This is a genomic window from Pseudolactococcus chungangensis CAU 28 = DSM 22330, assembly GCF_002441885.1.
In the GTDB taxonomy this organism is placed as follows: Bacteria; Bacillota; Bacilli; order Lactobacillales; family Streptococcaceae; genus Pseudolactococcus; species Pseudolactococcus chungangensis.
Genome location: NZ_JXJT01000018.1, coordinates 1 through 16,469, shown reverse-complemented (window position 1 = coordinate 16,469; position 16,469 = coordinate 1). Strand labels below are relative to the sequence as shown.

Here is a 16,469-nt window from a genome sequence, read left to right as displayed (position 1 = left end):
TGGTTGTTGCCTCCATTAAATTGTATTCTATAAATCTACATAGTACATTATATCACAAAAAGTAGACAGGTGGCACATTAAATCACTTTTTCACTCATCTCATTCTCCTCTAATTTTGATAGATACTGATATGTTCCCTTTGGTGCGTACCATTAAGCACGATATCACGCATAGCACTTGCGAAATCTGCCATCGAGATATAGCTTTCCCCAGACGCATTAACCGTGAAAATGTCGGTGGCTAAGCTGTAAGCCCTCGTTTCAAGGCCAGCCGGGTCAAAGTAAGCAGCGGGTGAGAAGTAAGTGTAGTTAAGGTCACTCGCTTTAAGTTCAAGGGCTGCGTCACTCATATATTTAGCAACAGGATAAAAAGACGCTGTCACATCGACAAGGTCAATAAGACGTTTAGTGCGGGTCTCGTCGCTATAGAGCGAGCTCGTCCCACCCACCGCAATAAGACGCGTTTGACTGTCCTCAAGCAATGCCATGAGGTGTTGCATAGCCTGCAAATGCTGAATTTCATGACCTTCTGGCGCGCGGAAAGCCTCAATGACGACATCAAATGGTGCAAGGTCTGCTTGGGTTAGGGCAAAAATATCCTTTTCGATAACAGGGATATCGACTTTTAACCGACTGGCATTTCTAACGAGCGCTGTGATATCTGCCCCCGCAGCGACCAATTTTTCGGTAATCAAGCTACCAGCTTGACCTGTTGCACCAATAACTGCGATTTTCATGCTTACTCCTCTTTCCTTATTAATGCTTTTATTTGCTCTCATTGTAACATTTCAAGAATAGGTTCGTAAAGGAATTGATATTATTAGTCTGAACACAAAAAAGCAACCCAATGGCTGCTTTTTATCTCTAAACTTTAATGATTAGAATTTTTTACGTTTACGAGCTGCTTCTGATTTACGTTTACGTTTCACAGAAGGTTTTTCGTAGTGCTCGCGTTTACGAGCTTCTTGAAGTGTTCCAGCTTTTGTTACTGAACGTTTAAAGCGGCGAAGCGCGTCGTCAAGCGATTCGTTTTTACGTACGATTGTTTGTGACATAGGATTTCACCTCTTTTCCGTTTCATAGTTATGCCAAAAGCATACCATTTTAGTTTACCATGTTTCAGATAAAAGTCAAGAGATTTGATAATATCTGCTAGAAATTCTACAAAAAACAAGCGATGACTTTTCACCGCTTGTTTTTACTGCTATTCTCACCATTTATTAGAAATCAGCCACATTGTGATAGACTTTTTGAACATCTTCGTCATCTTCCAGTGCATCGATTAATTTTTCAAAGGTTTCTAAATCGTCGCCAGATAATTCAACTTCACTTTGCGGGATCAATTCAAGTTCTGACACTGTAAACTCACCTACACCATTTTCACGAAGTGCTGCTAAGGCTTTATGCAAAGCCTCTGGCTCTGTGTAGACAATGACTTGGTCTTCTTGTTGTTCAACATCGCGAACATCGATTTCTTTTTCCAAAAGATACTCGAAAATCTCGTCTGCGTTATCACCGACAAAGCCAATGACCCCGGTATTATCAAATAAGTAAGCTACTGAACCTGAGGCACCAAAATTACCGCCATTTTTATTATATGCCGCACGAACATTTGCAGCCGTCCGATTGACATTGGTCGTCAAAGTATCCACGATAACCATTGAGCCGTTAGGACCGAATCCTTCATAACGACCTTCGGTAAAGGTTTCATCACTGCTACCTTTCGCCTTATCAATCGCCTTATCAATAATATGACGTGGCACTTGCGCTTGTTTTGCACGTTCAATCGTAAATTTCAATTTTGAGTTTGACTCAGGATCTGGATCTCCTTGTTTCGCTGCAGCATAGATTTCCACACCAAATTTCGCATAAACTTTTGAGTTTGCGCCATCTTTAGCCGTTTTCTTTGCAACGATATTCGCCCATTTGCGTCCCATTATTACTCCTTCTTTCGTATCCTTTTAGCATTATTATCATTCTATACTATTTTATCATAATTTCAACATTTGTCAGCTATTGTGTCATTTTCGACACTTTTTTAGCCCATTAACCTATTTCTTTCCCTTGGGCTGCGCCATGCGTCTGCCTAAGCGGTGGCCGGCCATAATTTTGCTCAAGAATGGCTTGATTGCCCAGACGATAGATAGCGTCTGCCTGAAGCGTGAGTCTGTCTTGATAGGTTTTTCCGACTTTCGTCACGACATCAACATTTTTCAAATAGCGCTGACCCGCTGCTGAAAAACCTAACACATGTGGCTTGGGCTTCTCAAAGATTTGTGATTTAGGTACATTGACCAAGATGTAAGTCAGCAAACGCTTAACTCGCGCTCTAGTATAGCGTTTCGTCACCACTGCATCTACTAAGGTTTCAAAATCTGTCGCTATTTGAATAGCACTTTTCAATCTGACAGCCAACTCTTCATTAACCTGAAAAATGTCCGTAAGACGTGCAGAAAGCAGCTGATACTTGAGCAAGGGGAGATAATCAGACCATTGAACTTTAGGCGCCGCCTGAAAACTAGCATAGTCAGGCATAAAGCTAGATAAATTTTCGTTTGCATGCTCACGAATCGCAGTCGCTGAGGCAAATTGTGACAAGGTGTCATCGTGAAAACCTGCCCCTATGCGCTTGACTGGCTGTAACTTAATCTTTGGCGCGACCATCGCCACAGCTTTGGTGTAGGCTAAACCTAGGATGTGATTGGGTGTATTGCCATCAAATTGAATACCAGCAAAAGCCTGCCACATCTGCTGCATCTTTTGTGGATAAGACAAGTTCTCAGGCAAGGTTTCTAAAAATCCCTGAATCTCTGTACTTTTATCGTAATAAAGTTGACGTAGTATGTCATAGTCAACATCATCAGAATCTGTCCCAAAGACCAACTGATTAATGCCTAAGTCTGCTAGCATTTGCAGCGCATATTGGGCGAAATAGTCAGCTCCCTGAACACTAGCAAAAAATGGTAACTCGACGATAATGTCCGCACCATTTTTTAAGGCCATTTGGGCACGAGTCCATTTGTCCACAATCGCAGGTTCACCTCGTTGCATCCAGTTGCCACTCATGATAACGATTTTCAGACCTGGTGCTTGTGACAGCAAGTACTGATGCCCATGATGAAAGGGGTTAAACTCTGCAATGATACCTGATATTGGGACAGAATTTTCAGTAGAAACTTTAGTTAACCTCATGACTTATCCTGCCACTTATCATAAACTTGCATGGCGATGTCAATCTCTTGTTTATGTTGGGCCTTCAGTTCTTCATTAATTGATTGTTTTTCTACCATTTCAGCCCGCTTTTTCTTGGCAAATTTGGCAGAAATGGCATCCAAAATTTCCCGCATCTGACGACCAGCATTTTCTTGGACATCATCATCAAATTGATCAGACTGATCCATATAGATAACGGACATCTTAGTCCATTCATTCATGAAGAATGTATCAATTTCCTGATGAATGTAAACTGCTAATTCTTTTGGTGTGCTGCCTAACTCAACCAAAGCCTCACGGCGCTTAGGTGTTGAGACGTAGTGCTTAATCGGGTCAATTGGCTGCGCGAAAGAAGATTTAGCTTGTTTTCGCATCGCCGCGGTTTCTGCTGTCTGATGTCTGTTTTGACGACTTGGGCGTCTGACAAACCACCAGACGATTAAGGCAAGCAAAACGATCCCTGATAATTTTTCAGATATGTCACCTAGAACTACTAAAGCAATGACAACTAAAAGCACTTTTAACCATCGTGGCATTTTTTTGTCTCGACTATTTTGTGTCAAATAAGCAATTAAGCCAACGACCACGATGATACCTAAATAGAACATAGTATTTTCCTCTCATTTGAAGTACACTCAGCGATTAACCTAAGCAAAACTATCATAAAAACAATAAGCAAACAGAAAGCCAAGTAGCTATCCGACGCTATCATACTTGCGCTTAGTCCTTTCTTGCGACAAAGAACCAGCGTGCACCATCATCTTTTTCCTGTGCTGCAATATCTTCAAAGTCAACAAAAACTTGAACTGAGACGAAACCGGCATTATCTAACATGGTCAGGTAATTGTCAATCGTGTAAGTTCGCTCATCATGAACTTCATCACGACGCTCAAATTTTCCGTCGCTATCCTTGACAAAGAAAGTCAGTTCATGTGTGATACTGTGGGCTTTTTCCCCTGGAAAGGAGTCCCAGATAAAGGCAAAATCTTCTTCATTTTCATGATAAGCATAGCCTGGAAAGACGTCGTCGATTTGATGCACGGAGTGCACATCGAAGATAAAGGTGCCTCCCGCATTTAAGGCGTTAAAAACGCCGTCAAAGACTTCTTGCACGGCTTCGCGGTCAGGCATATAGCAGATGCTATCACTATAACAAGTTACGGCATCGTAGGTACCAACATCACTCAAATCGCGCATATCGCCTTCGATAAAGCCGATACCTGTGGATTCATCAAGCTCGTCAAGCGCTCGGTTGTAAGCAATCGTCAGCATTTCTTCTGACAAATCGAGCCCAGTTACTGCGTAGCCATCTCGCGCAAACTGCACAGAGAGCTTACCTGTACCACAAGCAAGCTCTAGTATATTTGTCGTTTCTGATGGTAAATGCCGACGTGAAAAATCATGCCAAGCATCGTATAAGGTGTCGTCCATAATCGTGTCATAAACGCGTGCAAACTCTTGATAATTATCCATATTTTCTCACTTAGTTAGATGCAACCATCGCACCGCTTTCACTATCATTATGCTGTCAACCATTCGTCAACATCAATATCTGGGGCATCATGCCAAAGTTTTTCGAGGCTATATGTCAGGCGTGCATCATGCGTCATGACGTTAATCACAACATCAATCAGGTCAATCAATACCCAACCGTCTGCACCAACACCCTCAACACCATGAATGTCTCCACCATTTTTCTTGATAGCCTCCGTGATATTATCCACGATGGCATCGATTTGACGCGCATTCATCGCTTCCATCACGACGAGCGTATCCATCACACCGCTCACTTCGCGCATATCTAAGGCAACGATATTGAGGGCTTTTTTATCATCTGCAGCTGTCACTGCGGTTTGTAGTACATTTTGAATTGTCATATTTTCTTATCTTTCTATTTTTCCATTCGAATCAAAGCGCCATGAGGCTATACCGTGGTAAACAAAAGGCGTACGTGCGAGGAAAAAGCGTCGATTACTGAACACTTCAGCACCCGTCCCGTTCCCCCGCATCTTGCCCATAGCATCATAAACATGGCGGTAATTTATCAGTTTAAGTTCTAGTTCTTGGGGCATGTCGGCTAACAACTGGCAAGGGTCGGGCGCATTATATACTGTGGCATCAAGCCTCTGCCTACAAGCGACGTATAGTGCCAGAAATCCACCCAGTGAATGACCTGTCAGCGTGATAATTCTATCAGGATATTCAGCTTGGACTGCCTGATAAAATTTTTCAGCTTTTTGATGTTGCTGGCTATTTTCTGAACTAGGTAGATGTTGCTTGGCGACAATCGTCGTCATATCCATCTTCAAATCCCTAGCATCGAGGGGGTTAGTGCCAGCATATGCAATGACGAGTTGCATCTGACTAACTTGCACAGCCATGGCTTGCAAACCTGTTGCCTCATCATCGATTGTTTGAACGACTTGAAATCTATCATCTAAACAATCCCCAGCACGAATCGGCTCAAAGTGGTCTTGCATCGCCATCTGATCATCAACATAGTAAGCAAAATCACTGAGAAAGTTGTAGTCGAAATCAGTAACTGAATAACTTTCTGGCATTCTCCAAATCCGGGCATGTCTACGAACGATAAATCGTTCATCAGAGAGTTGTCTCACCGCAAAATAAACGTCTTGGGAACTTCTGATATGCTTGTAGCCATAGACTGAGCCACGATGAAAATTGCCAAAAGTAACTCTTGAATCATTTTTTAGATAAGCTAGAAACTGTCGCTTACGTCTGTACATCAAAAGCGATTGATAGATACCTTGAGCACCATTAATTGCCAGAAAACCAGCAACAAATCCTATAGGCAGACGTTTTGTCGTCCTATTTGAGTTGCTCAACATAGGCATTATAGGTTAAAATCGTTTGCGGGTAGATTCTCACGTGTTTGCTCGCGAGAAAGGCAACTGTGTGCACCGTTTCATAAGCAACCGCAGCATCTAGGTCCTGCTCATAAGCAAGTTGACGTGCAACATCAACACCCTCGAAAGTACGACCATCTTCAACATAATCTGCCACATACAAAATCTTATCTAGCAAACTCATAGCTGCACTACCAACTGTATGAATCTCAATCGCACGGGTAATCTCTGGGTCAGTCAACCCCAAGTCTTCCTGAATTTTATAAATCCCAACGAGACCGTGCCAGACATTATTATTCCAGTTGAGAAGATCTGGGTCTAGCTGATATTTGTCAATCAGCTGGATAAACGTCTCATCTGTTGTTTCCTTTGCGTAATCATGCAAGAGTCCTGCTAATTCTGCTTTCCTAGGTTCAGGATAGCCCCAGCGCTCAGCTAATCTAAGTGCAGATTTAGCGACATTTTGCACATGCTGAAAGCGTTTGTCAGACATATTAGCTGAAATTTTATCACATAATTCAGCTCGTGTCAGTCCAACTTCTGGATAAAACTCAAAGACCATACAATCCTCTCTCCTTAATTACATCAAGCACCGCATCTGGCATCAAAAACTTAGGCTCAATGCCTTGATGCATCATGTCTCGCAGATTTTTAGATGAAATATCCATCTGTGGGACATCCACCCATAAAATAGGTAACGACGTTCCCGTCCTGAATTTCGGGCGCTGTACCCCCACAAGTTGCACCAATTGCGCCAATTCTGACGCATTTCCCAACTGTGACAATCTACCAATCTCATCACTACCTGCAATCAAGTAAAAATCTGTATCTGGGTTATTCGCAATGAGGGTTTTCAGAGTTTCAGTGAGGGGCTGCCTCGTGCGGTTAAGCCGTGCCATATCAATACCAAAGCCCGGATGTCCTTGCAAACCACGCGCTAAGAGGCTGATAATCGTCCCATTTTCATCGTCATATTCAGGCATGAATAAAATGCGCTCAAGGTTGAGTTCTCGCCACACCTGATCCGCAATCACCAGATGTGCCAGATGAATCGGGGCAAATTTTCCGACAAAAAGACCAATTTGGCGACGACTGTCCGTTTCTTGCAGTTCAAGTTCAACTTTCGTATAAGGTGTGAGCAGTTCAATTCCCATCGATAACTCCTTTTTTGCTTGTGGCTGAACATGCGTGAGATGTATTGTAGATGTGCTGAGCCTTGCGGCCATCTAAAAAATTTGGCTTACAACTCTTTGACTTTGAGGGAGAGCTTGCGATTTTCGCGTTTTTCAGCTACTTTGAAAACGACTAAAATGCGACCAATGGTTTGGACCACATCAAATGACATTTCTTCGATTTCTTCTGCCACATCGTGAATGTCAGCATCAGAATTTTGTAGAATTGCCACTTTAATTAATTCACGGGCGTCTAATGCCTTACGAATACTCGTCTTGATTTCATTGGTTAAACCACCTTTACCAATTTGAACAATCGGTGTCAAATGGTGCGCTTCAGCGCGTAGGTATCGTTTTTGTTTTCCTGTTAATGTCATCGTTATCTTTCTATAATTAGCGTTAGACACCGTAAATAATCAGTCTAACCGCTTGTGTGCTGTCGATTCAATATTTTAAATCTCTAAGTTTAATTTTACCATAATTTAGAGGAAACAAAAAGGAAGGAGTCACACCTTCCTCGCTATTTATCAGAGTTGACAGCATTTCTTTAGACTTCTTGTCAAATAACTAAAATGCCTAGCCGTTTTTACCCATTGACTTATTTTTCAGTGCCACGTAACTTATTCAAGGCATCAGCCGCTGAATTGATTGTCGTTTGTGCTGCCATCAACGACTGTGTATATTCTTTGTTGAACTTATCCACGGTTTCATTCTGATTTAATCTAATCGTCTGCACTTCTTTTAACATACTCAAGCTAATCTTGATATTTTCTTTAATCGCTACAACGTAATCACCATATGCTTTAGGTAAAGTATCCAGTTTGGCTTTTGGCGCTGCCACATCAATTGCTTTCAAATAGCTCTCTCCATTGGCAATCAAAGCATCGACTTTTGCCTTGTTATTATTGACAATTTCTTGGCCTTTTTCAGGTGCTAAATCACCTGATACACCCCATTCATTAATCATTGATGTTGTCAATTGATTGGCTTCAAGGCTATATTTTTGATAGTCTTGATTGCCATTGATTTTATCCATGACGGCGATTATCGTGTCCGACTTAGGCGTCTTAACCGTCAATGCCGCATACATAAAAGCACCCAAACTTGCGACCACAACTAAGAGCGCAACCAGAAATTTAATTAATTCATGTTTCTTATTTTTGCCCGCAATTAGTTGGACTAAAAAAACAAGCATGACAACTATACCAACTGCCGCAACCCCAAGACCAATATAGGCTAGTGGATTTTCCTGAAATAATAACTTCATCGTATTCATCATCTTTCCTCAATATTCTCTTTTTTTATTATTAAAAAACCATCATATCATAAAAAGATGATGGTTTCAATACGTCTAACTTTAAGAGTCAATTAAGGCTAAGCTATTAAATCAAGCTTTTTCTAATCATAACATCGACACCTTCAGGCACCCAAGCAGCTATAATCGCTGGTTTAGCAACTCTAATCCACCCCAGTCCAGAAAAGACAATGTCCGATTTACTTTTGATAGCAAACTCTTTTCGAACCAGTTTAGGGAAAGTAGCCATGTCATCCTCACGAGGTGGCACTAAAAGGCTACCTTTATGTTTAACATAGAACTCGTCTGCCTTTTCAAGTTTAGTTCTATGAATCATGAGATGATTATCAAAGAAACCTGTAAAGCCTTGTTTGTCACCTTTTAAATAATCAAAGCGTGCCAAACCACCCATGAATAAAGTCTGACCTTCATTCAACTGATAAGTTTTTGGTTTGATTTCTTTTTTCGGACTCACCAACTTCAAGTCTTCAGGTCCGATAAAGTGCGCCATTTGATGATGATGGATAATCCCCGGTGTATCAATGATAAAACTACCATCATCCAACGGAATCTCAATTTTATCAAGGGTTGTCCCTGGGAAACGGCTCGTCGTAATGACATTACTGTCACCTGTCGCATTCTTAATAATCGCATTAATCAAGGTTGACTTGCCAACATTGGTCACACCAACCACATAGACATCTCGACCTTCACGATAATTTTCAATCTCATCTACGAGGTCTAGCGTATCATCACGATTATAAGCGCTAGTCAAAATAACATCAACAGGACGCAAGCCTTCTTCATGTGCACGTTCTCGCAACCAATTTCTTACTTTGCTTTCCTTAACCGATTTTGGTAAGATATCACGCTTATTCCCGACTAACAGCACGTCATTTCCCGCTACAAAACGATGCAAACCTGGGATAACTGAGCCGTTAAAGTCAAAAATATCAACGACATTGACAACCAAAGCATTGGTATTACCAACCTCTGTCAAAAGACGTAAAAACTCATCGTCACTGATATTAACAGCTGCAATCTCATTATAGTGACGCAGACGGAAACAGCGTTGACAGTATAACTCGCCAGTCTCTAGCCCTTTTTCTAGTGCTGATTTCGGCGTGTAACCCATTGCATCTTTATCTACTGTCTGTATTTCAGCCCCACAACCAATACAACGTAAGGCTTCTACTTCTTCTACTACTAAATCGCGTTCTGCCACTCAGGTTCTCCATATTTTTCTATTAACTTGCGCCATACGCGTCGTTCACGCGCACGATTAAATTTCGTATTCCAAGCATCTGATTCAACTAACGGCTTAACCAACACACTTCGAACACCCGCCCGCTTAGCTGCGCGAATATCCGTCATCAGCTGGTCGCCGACCATCACCGCATCCTCAGGCTTTTCACCCAACACCTTAAGGGCTTTTTTGATGCCCATGTCGAAAGGCTTCATGGCACGACTGACAAATGGCACATCGAATCGCGCAACAGCTCTCTTGACCCGGTCATGTTTGTTATTTGACACAACGATGACTTTGATATGCGTTGCTTTCATCTCTGCCAACCAAGCACGCATCTCAGGCGTCCCATTAGGATTATTCCAAGCAGTCAAGGTATTATCTAAATCTACCAATACCGCACGAATCCCGTGCCGTCTCAAACTTTCTGCACCTAACTGATAGGCAGCCGATAACAGAAAATCCGGTTTGTAATTTTCAATACTCATGTTTTCATTATAACACAAAAGCTCGCCAAACTTGGCGAGCTACTGAGAAAAGGGGAAGTTTATGAAAAATATTTTAGGAATGACTTTATTATAGACTAGTTACCTTAAGCGAACCTTATATTCCAATGCATTTCAGGGTATCTCTAAAACTTCAGATTTGCCCAAGTTGCCTATTTTTAAAAATACCCCTTATTTTTCGGTCAAAAATAAGGCAGGTAAGGTGACAAGCACAAGCGCAATAATTGCCACAAGAAAGCTCGCATGAAATCCTGCGACTTGTCCAGCTGTCAATGTCGTTGCAGCAAAGACCGTCGCTAAAAGCGCTGTCCCAAAACTAGAACCCAAATTCTCAATGACATTAATGCCAACACCAGCAGGCGGCAGGTCTTGCTCTTCAAGACCCGTATAGGCATCACTTGATAAAGCAATCGTAATACCACCAATACCCAGCCCACGAGTGAAAAGGATAAGAGATATCCAGATGAAAGATGTCTGTTGTGTGATAAAAACTAAAGGAACAGAGCCGAGCATTGATAGAGCAACACTGGCCATGACCACTCTTTTAGCGCCGACTTTATCAATCATTCGACCAATATAAGGTCGCATCACTAACATCCCCAAACCCTGTGGTATCAGCGCGAGCGCTGCCTCAATTGTCGTCAACTCCAGTATGTTTTGAAAGATTAAAGGAAGTAGGAACATGGGCCCCATAATGGCAATGTTGGCAAGAAAGAGACCGATGCTTGTCGCTTTGAAAGTGCGATGGTGAAAGAGGCGCAGCGGCAGAACGGTCGGATACGGACTGAGTCGGTCATAACCGATGTAGACGAGTAGCAATCCCCCTCCTACCGCTAACCACACCAAGGTTGAGGGTGTCAGAAAACTGGCTGAATCTGTGGCTTTTGAGATGCCCAAAATCATGGCGATGCTCATACCCGATAATAACAGTATCCCGATAATATCTAATCGACGTGAGGCATCAACCGCTGGGAAATCTGGCAAATTTCGGACGAGTAAGGGGATTGCTAGGACGACGACACCGACATTGATGAAAAAAAGCCACTGCCAAGAACTGAATTCGATGAGTAAACCACCCAAAACTGGACCAAATATAGGGCCGAAAATCATCGGGGTAGTCACGATAGCAATGACGTTACATATATTTTCTGGACCAGCTGTTTTGACGAGTAAAGTGGACATCAAGGGTGTAATGATGCCCGCGCTGAACCCTTGTAAAAGACGGAAAAAAATAAAGAGACTGATTTTCCAGCTAAAGCCAACTAGAATAGACATCAAACCAAAAGCAAGAACTGAAAGTATCAGCACTTTTTTGCCATCAAAGCGCAACATCAACCAGCCTGAAATTGGTACTGCTAGCGCAAGTGCTAGAATATAACCTGTCATCGCCCACTGAACCATGCCGATTGTCGTCGAAAAATCCTGCGTCAGTTGCTTAAACGCAATATTTATCATGGTTGCGTCCAACATCGGGGCTATCCCTGCTAGCATAATCGTCCAGGCTGTCACCATTGTCTGGCGCGGCAGTTTTGTTTGAGTTTGTATTGTAAAAGACATTTCTAAAAACCTTTCATGTGTGGAATATTTTATCATTTCGTTTTTTGTTTCCTTGTCAACATATTTAGTCTACTTCTTTTTAGTTTCCTTGTCAACAAAAATATTTTCAAAAAAAATAAGACCTCAAAAGGTCTCAATTTAACTCTTGGTTTAAATGCTGATTATAAGCGTCAACAAAACGTAAAATCGTTGTTAGTTCACCATCTGAAAAATCTGAAAACACCTTTTTGTCTGCTGCAAGAAAGTCTTGGTGTAGTTGATGATGAATGGCATCAATCTTTTGACCTTCTGCTGTTAAGGCAAAATAGAGTTCTTTTTTATTATCAGGTTTCTGATAACTGGTTATCATACCCTTTTTTTCTAATTTTTTGGTTATTTTACTAATCGCCCCTCGTGTCATGTAAAGCGCCGCAGCAAGTCGCGTGACATTAGCATCTGGATGCAAAGCAATATATTCCATATAAGCAATTTCTGATAAGCTAAAACCTCTCATTGCTTTTTCCATGATTGGTTTACGTAATAGTAATAGCTTACTGTTCAGATCTGTAATGCCAGCCATGATTTGTTCTGATTTTTCCATGATTATATTATAACATATTTGTTTCCTGTACAACATAAAACCTCTCAACCAGAGATACTGGTTAAGAGGCTATCAAAATTTGTCGAAAAAAGTTCACGACTACGTCGCATCGCTTTCAGTATCATGCTTGATTTGAACTTCAAGCTAACTTTCGTGGAAAAAAGACATTTAGCGAACCTGTGCAAGCGCAGAACCACTAAATCCTATTTTTCTACGAAAGTTTACGACTTCGTCGCATCGCTTTCAGTATCATGTTTTTACTTAAATTCTTTTTTTAATTTGTCGAAAAATCCTTCTGATTTTTGTGCTGAGACGCTTTGACCACTTGCTTTGGCAAATGCTGTCAGAGCTTCTTTTTGGGCGTCATTAAGTTTCTTAGGTGTAACAATATTAACGATGACGTGTTGGTCGCCATTACCTGTGCCACGTAATTTAGGCGCACCTTTACCACGTAAACGGAAATTTTGACCGGTTTGTGTACCTGCTGGAATTTTTAGCTTAACATTGCCATGAACTGTTGGTACTTCGACCTCATCGCCGAGTGCTGCTTGAACAAACTCAAGAGGCATATCATAGAAAATATCAGAACCATCACGCTCGAATTTGTCAGATGCTGCTACATCAAAGACAACATAAAGGTCGCCATAAGGGCCTTGGTTAACCCCAGCATCTCCGCCACCTTGCATGCGCATTTGTTGACCAGTTTCTACACCTGCTGGCACTGAAACTTTAACTTTATGTTCTTGTTTTTCATGACCTGAACCATAACAAGTTGGGCATTTTTCTTTGATCTCTTTACCAGTACCATGACAAACATCACAAATCGCTGTTGTCATCACACGACCAAGTGGTGTATCACGCGCCACTTGTACTTGGCCTCGACCACCACACTTACTACATGTAACAGGCTGCGTACCCGGTTTAGCACCATTGCCATGACAAGTGTGACAAGCTTGGTCACGTGTATATTTGATTTCTTTTTCAATGCCAAAAATCGCCTCTTCGAATTTCAACTTCATGCGATATTGTAAATCTTGACCTTGACGCGGGGCATTCGGATTGCTTTGCGCACCGCCGCCGCCGAAAAATGATGAAAAGATGTCATCAAAGCCACCGAAACCGCCACTTGAGAACCCATCAAATCCACCAAATCCGCCACCGCCGCCAAAACCACCATTGGCACCAGCTGCACCATATTGGTCATAGGCTGCACGTTTTTGCTCATCACCTAACGTTTCATAGGCTTCTTGAATTTCCTTATATTTGTCCTCAGCGCCGGCTTCTTTATTAATATCCGGATGATACTGTTTCGACAATTTACGATAAGCTTTTTTGATTTCGTCTTGGCTGGCAGACTTGCTAATGCCCAGACGCTCGTAGTATTCTGTGTTATTCATTTAGGCAAAACCTCTTTTATTTTATTTAGTATTTTTTAGTGTACATCCATTTTACCATGTTTGACCAATTTTGACAAAAAAATTAGCACTCTTTTTTCAGAGTGCTAATTCTTATTTTGAAAACAAATGACGAATGTCTTTATTCAGAACTAATTTAGCAAATAAAACGACAAGCACAATCGGAACAATCACATGAATCACAGAATCCATCACCCGCCAGTTATCCCCTCGCAAAGCGAACAATGGTACCAGAAAATCGAATACCGTGAAGAAAACAATTACCAGATAGAAAGCAAGCCTCAGCTTTGGCAGTCGGATATAACTACTATCTTGCTCTAAAGAATACTTAGACTGCAACCAGACCGTCGCAAGGATTGAGACTCCCCCAATCAGAAAATAGGTTAAATAACTAAATCGGTTAACGTTATTCAAAATCCCGATACCTGTTAAACCATAAAAGACACTAATGGATAACCCCAGAGCACCTAAAGCACAAATAAAGGTGATGACCTTATAAATTGGGTTACCAACCAAAGCATGTACAAAACCAGCCAAAATCACAAGTAAAATCATCTGAGCTAAAAAATCTGCGGAATAGTTCAGGATAGCTGACCAAGGAACAGTGACAAACTTTTCAGGAATAAAAAGTGAGCGGGTCAATTGTGTCACCACAGACATCACACCAGCTAAGACAAACGGTATGATTGCCCAATAAATAGCTTGCGCCCCAAGTAATAACCCAGCATGACCAGTTCGTGAGCGTATGAAACTTGGTAATTGCTTCCATTGGTCAAACATCAGCATCAAACCAAATACTGCCACAATTACTAAAAGTGGTGCGCCAATTAAAGCAACAGCATTTAAGGAGATATTGACCGTTTCTTCAGGAATACCTAACCAGATTTGACGATAAGGCACTAAACCCTCACCATAGAGATGCCTATTAGTTGGACCATAGTAAGCCAGTTGACGCGCTCTAAAGGTCTCAAACTTAGCAGGCATTTGTTTATAATAGGCACTGGGTGCGGCGCCTGCTTGTTTCGTACTCCCTTTACCATCGGTCTCCCCATCAGACTCAATCATATTCAAATAAAGGTAGGCATTTTCATATTTGTCATAAACATCCGCATGACTCACCTGTTCAGTCCCTAAATAATCACGAATTTCATCATATATTTTCGCAGAGAAATGCTTGTCAAATTGTTTTTCCAAAGTGTGCCAGTTGCCGCTATCCACGACCATGCTGACCATACCAGCTAGAATAATAAGACTGTAAAAAGCAATTAGCCATCCCTTACGCAATTTATAATATGCTGTCATTACATTTTTCATCAACCTTACCCCAGTTCCTTTCTGAAAATATCCTCAGTTGTCACAGATAAAATCTCGACAAATTTATAGGTCGTTGTATCTGTAAAAATAGCAGGGATCAACGACTCTGAAATCAAAGCAATATAGACACGACCTCTTTTTTCAAGAATTGTCGCAACATCTGTCAAGTTGGACGCGAGTTCATCTCCCTCATAAACAAATTGAATTTTGACAGTATCCGTATCATTTTCTTGCTCAATGACATACCGATCATTAATCAGTAATATCCTATCCGCCAGACTGTCTAATTCAGCTAGATTATGCGTGGCAATGATGACACCGCGTCCCTCATCGACCGCTTCAAGTAGTAACGCTTTAAAGTAATCTTTGACAAAAACATCCAAACCATCCAAGGGTTCATCAAATAGCAAATAATTAGCTTGACTGGCAATACCTGCTGCGATACAAACTAAAGCCTTTTGTCCTTTCGACAAACTTGCGATGGTTTTATTCAAAGGTAACTTTTGTGAGCAGAGTATCTCTTCAAAATGCTCACGATTAAATTGCGGATAAAAAATTGCTAAAACATCTGCTGCCAATGTCGCCGTGTAACTCGTCATCCAATTTGACAAGGTATCCAGATAGAAAACAGAGGCTCGACCTGTTTCATCAAATTGAATTTGACCACTTTCTGGCTGCATTTCACCTGCAATCAATCGCATTAAAGTCGTTTTCCCAACACCGTTGCACCCGACAAGACCAACGATACTGCCAGCCTCCATGTCAAAGTTCACATTTTCTAATATCGGATTGCCTTCAATTATTTTGCTCACATTGTTAACGCTCAAAGTCATGGTAAACTCCTTCTACTAATTTTAAAATAGCCGATTCTTTGATGTGGTTATCTCGCATCTCTTGTAGTAAGTCACGAAAATTCTCTGTTAGCTCTGCCACACGTAGACTTTGTAATTGGTCAGCATCATCACTCACAAAATTACCCTTACTAGGAATCGAGATAATCACACCTTCATTTTCCAAAGTCTTATACACTTTGACCGCTGTATTCGGATTAATTTGCTTTTCCAACGCAAACTTTCGCACACTTGGTAGCTTATCACCGGGTTGAATAATGCCAGCCGCAATCTCATGCTTAATTTGGTAGGCCAGTTGTTCATATATCGCTAATTTATTCATGGCAATCCTTTCTTTTTGTATTATATGTACTATTATAGATAGTACAGTTTATTTTGTCAAGCCTTTTTTTCAGTAAAACAAAAAAACCATGATCGCTCATGATTTTTTGGTTCTTTGTCAAATCGTGTGGGAA

At 41.4% G+C, this 16,469-nt stretch carries 20 protein-coding genes; all 20 read right to left on the bottom strand.

What is annotated here, in order from left to right:
• Window positions 1-109: 109 nt before the first annotated feature.
• A complete protein-coding gene (locus RR45_RS07865) occupies window positions 110-736 on the bottom strand; it encodes an NAD(P)-dependent oxidoreductase (RefSeq protein ID WP_031366899.1) in 627 nt (208 codons plus the stop codon).
• A 141-nt stretch (window positions 737-877) separates the two neighbouring features.
• Window positions 878-1,054: a 30S ribosomal protein S21 gene (gene rpsU, locus RR45_RS07860; protein ID WP_003137442.1), complete on the bottom strand. Its 177-nt coding sequence runs from the start codon at window positions 1,052-1,054 to the stop codon at window positions 878-880.
• A 165-nt stretch (window positions 1,055-1,219) separates the two neighbouring features.
• Entirely contained in the window at window positions 1,220-1,936 is a 717-nt protein-coding gene (locus tag RR45_RS07855) for a YebC/PmpR family DNA-binding transcriptional regulator (RefSeq protein WP_031366898.1), read from the bottom strand.
• A 109-nt stretch (window positions 1,937-2,045) separates the two neighbouring features.
• Entirely contained in the window at window positions 2,046-3,191 is a 1,146-nt protein-coding gene (locus RR45_RS07850; RefSeq protein WP_031366897.1) for a nucleotidyltransferase, read from the bottom strand.
• Window positions 3,188-3,820 carry a hypothetical protein gene (locus RR45_RS07845; RefSeq protein ID WP_031366896.1) on the bottom strand — a complete coding sequence of 211 codons (633 nt, stop codon included), beginning with the start codon at window positions 3,818-3,820 and terminating at the stop codon, window positions 3,188-3,190. Before RR45_RS07845 ends, RR45_RS07850 begins: the two co-directional genes overlap by 4 nt.
• Window positions 3,821-3,932: 112 nt before the next feature.
• Window positions 3,933-4,685 carry a class I SAM-dependent DNA methyltransferase gene (locus tag RR45_RS07840; protein WP_031366895.1) on the bottom strand — a complete coding sequence of 251 codons (753 nt, stop codon included), beginning with the start codon at window positions 4,683-4,685 and terminating at the stop codon, window positions 3,933-3,935.
• Between the two features lie 47 nt (window positions 4,686-4,732).
• Window positions 4,733-5,089 (bottom strand): ribosome silencing factor, encoded by a 357-nt coding sequence (gene rsfS / locus RR45_RS07835; protein ID WP_031366894.1) that lies wholly within the window; start codon window positions 5,087-5,089, stop codon window positions 4,733-4,735.
• A 6-nt stretch (window positions 5,090-5,095) separates the two neighbouring features.
• Window positions 5,096-6,067 (bottom strand): Tle-like phospholipase domain-containing protein, encoded by a 972-nt coding sequence (locus tag RR45_RS07830; protein WP_084463491.1) that lies wholly within the window; start codon window positions 6,065-6,067, stop codon window positions 5,096-5,098.
• Entirely contained in the window at window positions 6,042-6,641 is a 600-nt protein-coding gene (gene yqeK, locus RR45_RS07825) for a bis(5'-nucleosyl)-tetraphosphatase (symmetrical) YqeK (protein WP_031366892.1), read from the bottom strand. Before yqeK ends, RR45_RS07830 begins: the two co-directional genes overlap by 26 nt.
• Window positions 6,631-7,233 carry a nucleotidyl transferase family protein gene (locus RR45_RS07820; protein ID WP_031366891.1) on the bottom strand — a complete coding sequence of 201 codons (603 nt, stop codon included), beginning with the start codon at window positions 7,231-7,233 and terminating at the stop codon, window positions 6,631-6,633. The genes yqeK and RR45_RS07820 overlap by 11 nt, the downstream gene beginning before the upstream one ends.
• 86 nt (window positions 7,234-7,319) lie before the next feature.
• A complete protein-coding gene (gene yhbY / locus RR45_RS07815) occupies window positions 7,320-7,628 on the bottom strand; it encodes a ribosome assembly RNA-binding protein YhbY (RefSeq protein WP_031366890.1) in 309 nt (102 codons plus the stop codon).
• A gap of 221 nt (window positions 7,629-7,849) precedes the next feature.
• Window positions 7,850-8,518, bottom strand: coding sequence for a hypothetical protein (locus RR45_RS07810; protein ID WP_143188754.1), 669 nt, complete (start codon window positions 8,516-8,518; stop codon window positions 7,850-7,852).
• Window positions 8,519-8,633: 115 nt separating this feature from the next.
• Window positions 8,634-9,770, bottom strand: coding sequence for a ribosome biogenesis GTPase YqeH (yqeH, locus tag RR45_RS07805; RefSeq protein ID WP_031366888.1), 1,137 nt, complete (start codon window positions 9,768-9,770; stop codon window positions 8,634-8,636).
• Window positions 9,752-10,279, bottom strand: coding sequence for a YqeG family HAD IIIA-type phosphatase (locus RR45_RS07800; RefSeq protein WP_031366887.1), 528 nt, complete (start codon window positions 10,277-10,279; stop codon window positions 9,752-9,754). The genes yqeH and RR45_RS07800 overlap by 19 nt, the downstream gene beginning before the upstream one ends.
• A gap of 189 nt (window positions 10,280-10,468) precedes the next feature.
• Window positions 10,469-11,854 carry a DHA2 family efflux MFS transporter permease subunit gene (locus RR45_RS07795; protein WP_031366886.1) on the bottom strand — a complete coding sequence of 462 codons (1,386 nt, stop codon included), beginning with the start codon at window positions 11,852-11,854 and terminating at the stop codon, window positions 10,469-10,471.
• Between the two features lie 133 nt (window positions 11,855-11,987).
• A complete protein-coding gene (locus RR45_RS07790; RefSeq protein WP_031366885.1) occupies window positions 11,988-12,434 on the bottom strand; it encodes a MarR family winged helix-turn-helix transcriptional regulator in 447 nt (148 codons plus the stop codon).
• Between the two features lie 257 nt (window positions 12,435-12,691).
• Window positions 12,692-13,831 carry a molecular chaperone DnaJ gene (dnaJ, locus tag RR45_RS07785; protein ID WP_031366884.1) on the bottom strand — a complete coding sequence of 380 codons (1,140 nt, stop codon included), beginning with the start codon at window positions 13,829-13,831 and terminating at the stop codon, window positions 12,692-12,694.
• Window positions 13,832-13,942: 111 nt separating this feature from the next.
• Window positions 13,943-15,151 (bottom strand): hypothetical protein, encoded by a 1,209-nt coding sequence (locus RR45_RS07780; protein ID WP_143188753.1) that lies wholly within the window; start codon window positions 15,149-15,151, stop codon window positions 13,943-13,945.
• Window positions 15,152-15,168: 17 nt separating this feature from the next.
• Window positions 15,169-15,996 carry an ATP-binding cassette domain-containing protein gene (locus tag RR45_RS07775; RefSeq protein ID WP_072353650.1) on the bottom strand — a complete coding sequence of 276 codons (828 nt, stop codon included), beginning with the start codon at window positions 15,994-15,996 and terminating at the stop codon, window positions 15,169-15,171.
• On the bottom strand, window positions 15,980-16,336 hold the full coding sequence (locus tag RR45_RS07770; RefSeq protein ID WP_003140000.1) for a GntR family transcriptional regulator: 357 nt from the start codon (window positions 16,334-16,336) through the stop codon (window positions 15,980-15,982). The genes RR45_RS07775 and RR45_RS07770 overlap by 17 nt, the downstream gene beginning before the upstream one ends.
• Between the last annotated feature and the right edge of the window lie 133 nt (window positions 16,337-16,469).

Excerpts from the sequence above, each read along its gene's own strand:
- RR45_RS07865 (WP_031366899.1), bottom strand. The coding sequence starts at position 736 with ATGAAAATCGCAGTTATTGGTGCAACAGGTCAAGCTGGTAGCTTGATT.
- rpsU (WP_003137442.1), bottom strand. The coding sequence starts at position 1,054 with ATGTCACAAACAATCGTACGTAAAAACGAATCGCTTGACGACGCGCTT.
- RR45_RS07855 (WP_031366898.1), bottom strand. The coding sequence starts at position 1,936 with ATGGGACGCAAATGGGCGAATATCGTTGCAAAGAAAACGGCTAAAGAT.
- RR45_RS07850 (WP_031366897.1), bottom strand. The coding sequence starts at position 3,191 with ATGAGGTTAACTAAAGTTTCTACTGAAAATTCTGTCCCAATATCAGGT.
- RR45_RS07845 (WP_031366896.1), bottom strand. The coding sequence starts at position 3,820 with ATGTTCTATTTAGGTATCATCGTGGTCGTTGGCTTAATTGCTTATTTG.
- RR45_RS07840 (WP_031366895.1), bottom strand. The coding sequence starts at position 4,685 with ATGGATAATTATCAAGAGTTTGCACGCGTTTATGACACGATTATGGAC.
- rsfS (WP_031366894.1), bottom strand. The coding sequence starts at position 5,089 with ATGACAATTCAAAATGTACTACAAACCGCAGTGACAGCTGCAGATGAT.
- RR45_RS07830 (WP_084463491.1), bottom strand. The coding sequence starts at position 6,067 with ATGCCTATGTTGAGCAACTCAAATAGGACGACAAAACGTCTGCCTATA.
- yqeK (WP_031366892.1), bottom strand. The coding sequence starts at position 6,641 with ATGGTCTTTGAGTTTTATCCAGAAGTTGGACTGACACGAGCTGAATTA.
- RR45_RS07820 (WP_031366891.1), bottom strand. The coding sequence starts at position 7,233 with ATGGGAATTGAACTGCTCACACCTTATACGAAAGTTGAACTTGAACTG.
- yhbY (WP_031366890.1), bottom strand. The coding sequence starts at position 7,628 with ATGACATTAACAGGAAAACAAAAACGATACCTACGCGCTGAAGCGCAC.
- RR45_RS07810 (WP_143188754.1), bottom strand. The coding sequence starts at position 8,518 with ATGAAGTTATTATTTCAGGAAAATCCACTAGCCTATATTGGTCTTGGG.
- RR45_RS07800 (WP_031366887.1), bottom strand. The coding sequence starts at position 10,279 with ATGAGTATTGAAAATTACAAACCGGATTTTCTGTTATCGGCTGCCTAT.
- RR45_RS07795 (WP_031366886.1), bottom strand. The coding sequence starts at position 11,854 with ATGTCTTTTACAATACAAACTCAAACAAAACTGCCGCGCCAGACAATG.
- RR45_RS07790 (WP_031366885.1), bottom strand. The coding sequence starts at position 12,434 with ATGGAAAAATCAGAACAAATCATGGCTGGCATTACAGATCTGAACAGT.
- dnaJ (WP_031366884.1), bottom strand. The coding sequence starts at position 13,831 with ATGAATAACACAGAATACTACGAGCGTCTGGGCATTAGCAAGTCTGCC.
- RR45_RS07780 (WP_143188753.1), bottom strand. The coding sequence starts at position 15,151 with ATGACAGCATATTATAAATTGCGTAAGGGATGGCTAATTGCTTTTTAC.
- RR45_RS07775 (WP_072353650.1), bottom strand. The coding sequence starts at position 15,996 with ATGACTTTGAGCGTTAACAATGTGAGCAAAATAATTGAAGGCAATCCG.
- RR45_RS07770 (WP_003140000.1), bottom strand. The coding sequence starts at position 16,336 with ATGAATAAATTAGCGATATATGAACAACTGGCCTACCAAATTAAGCAT.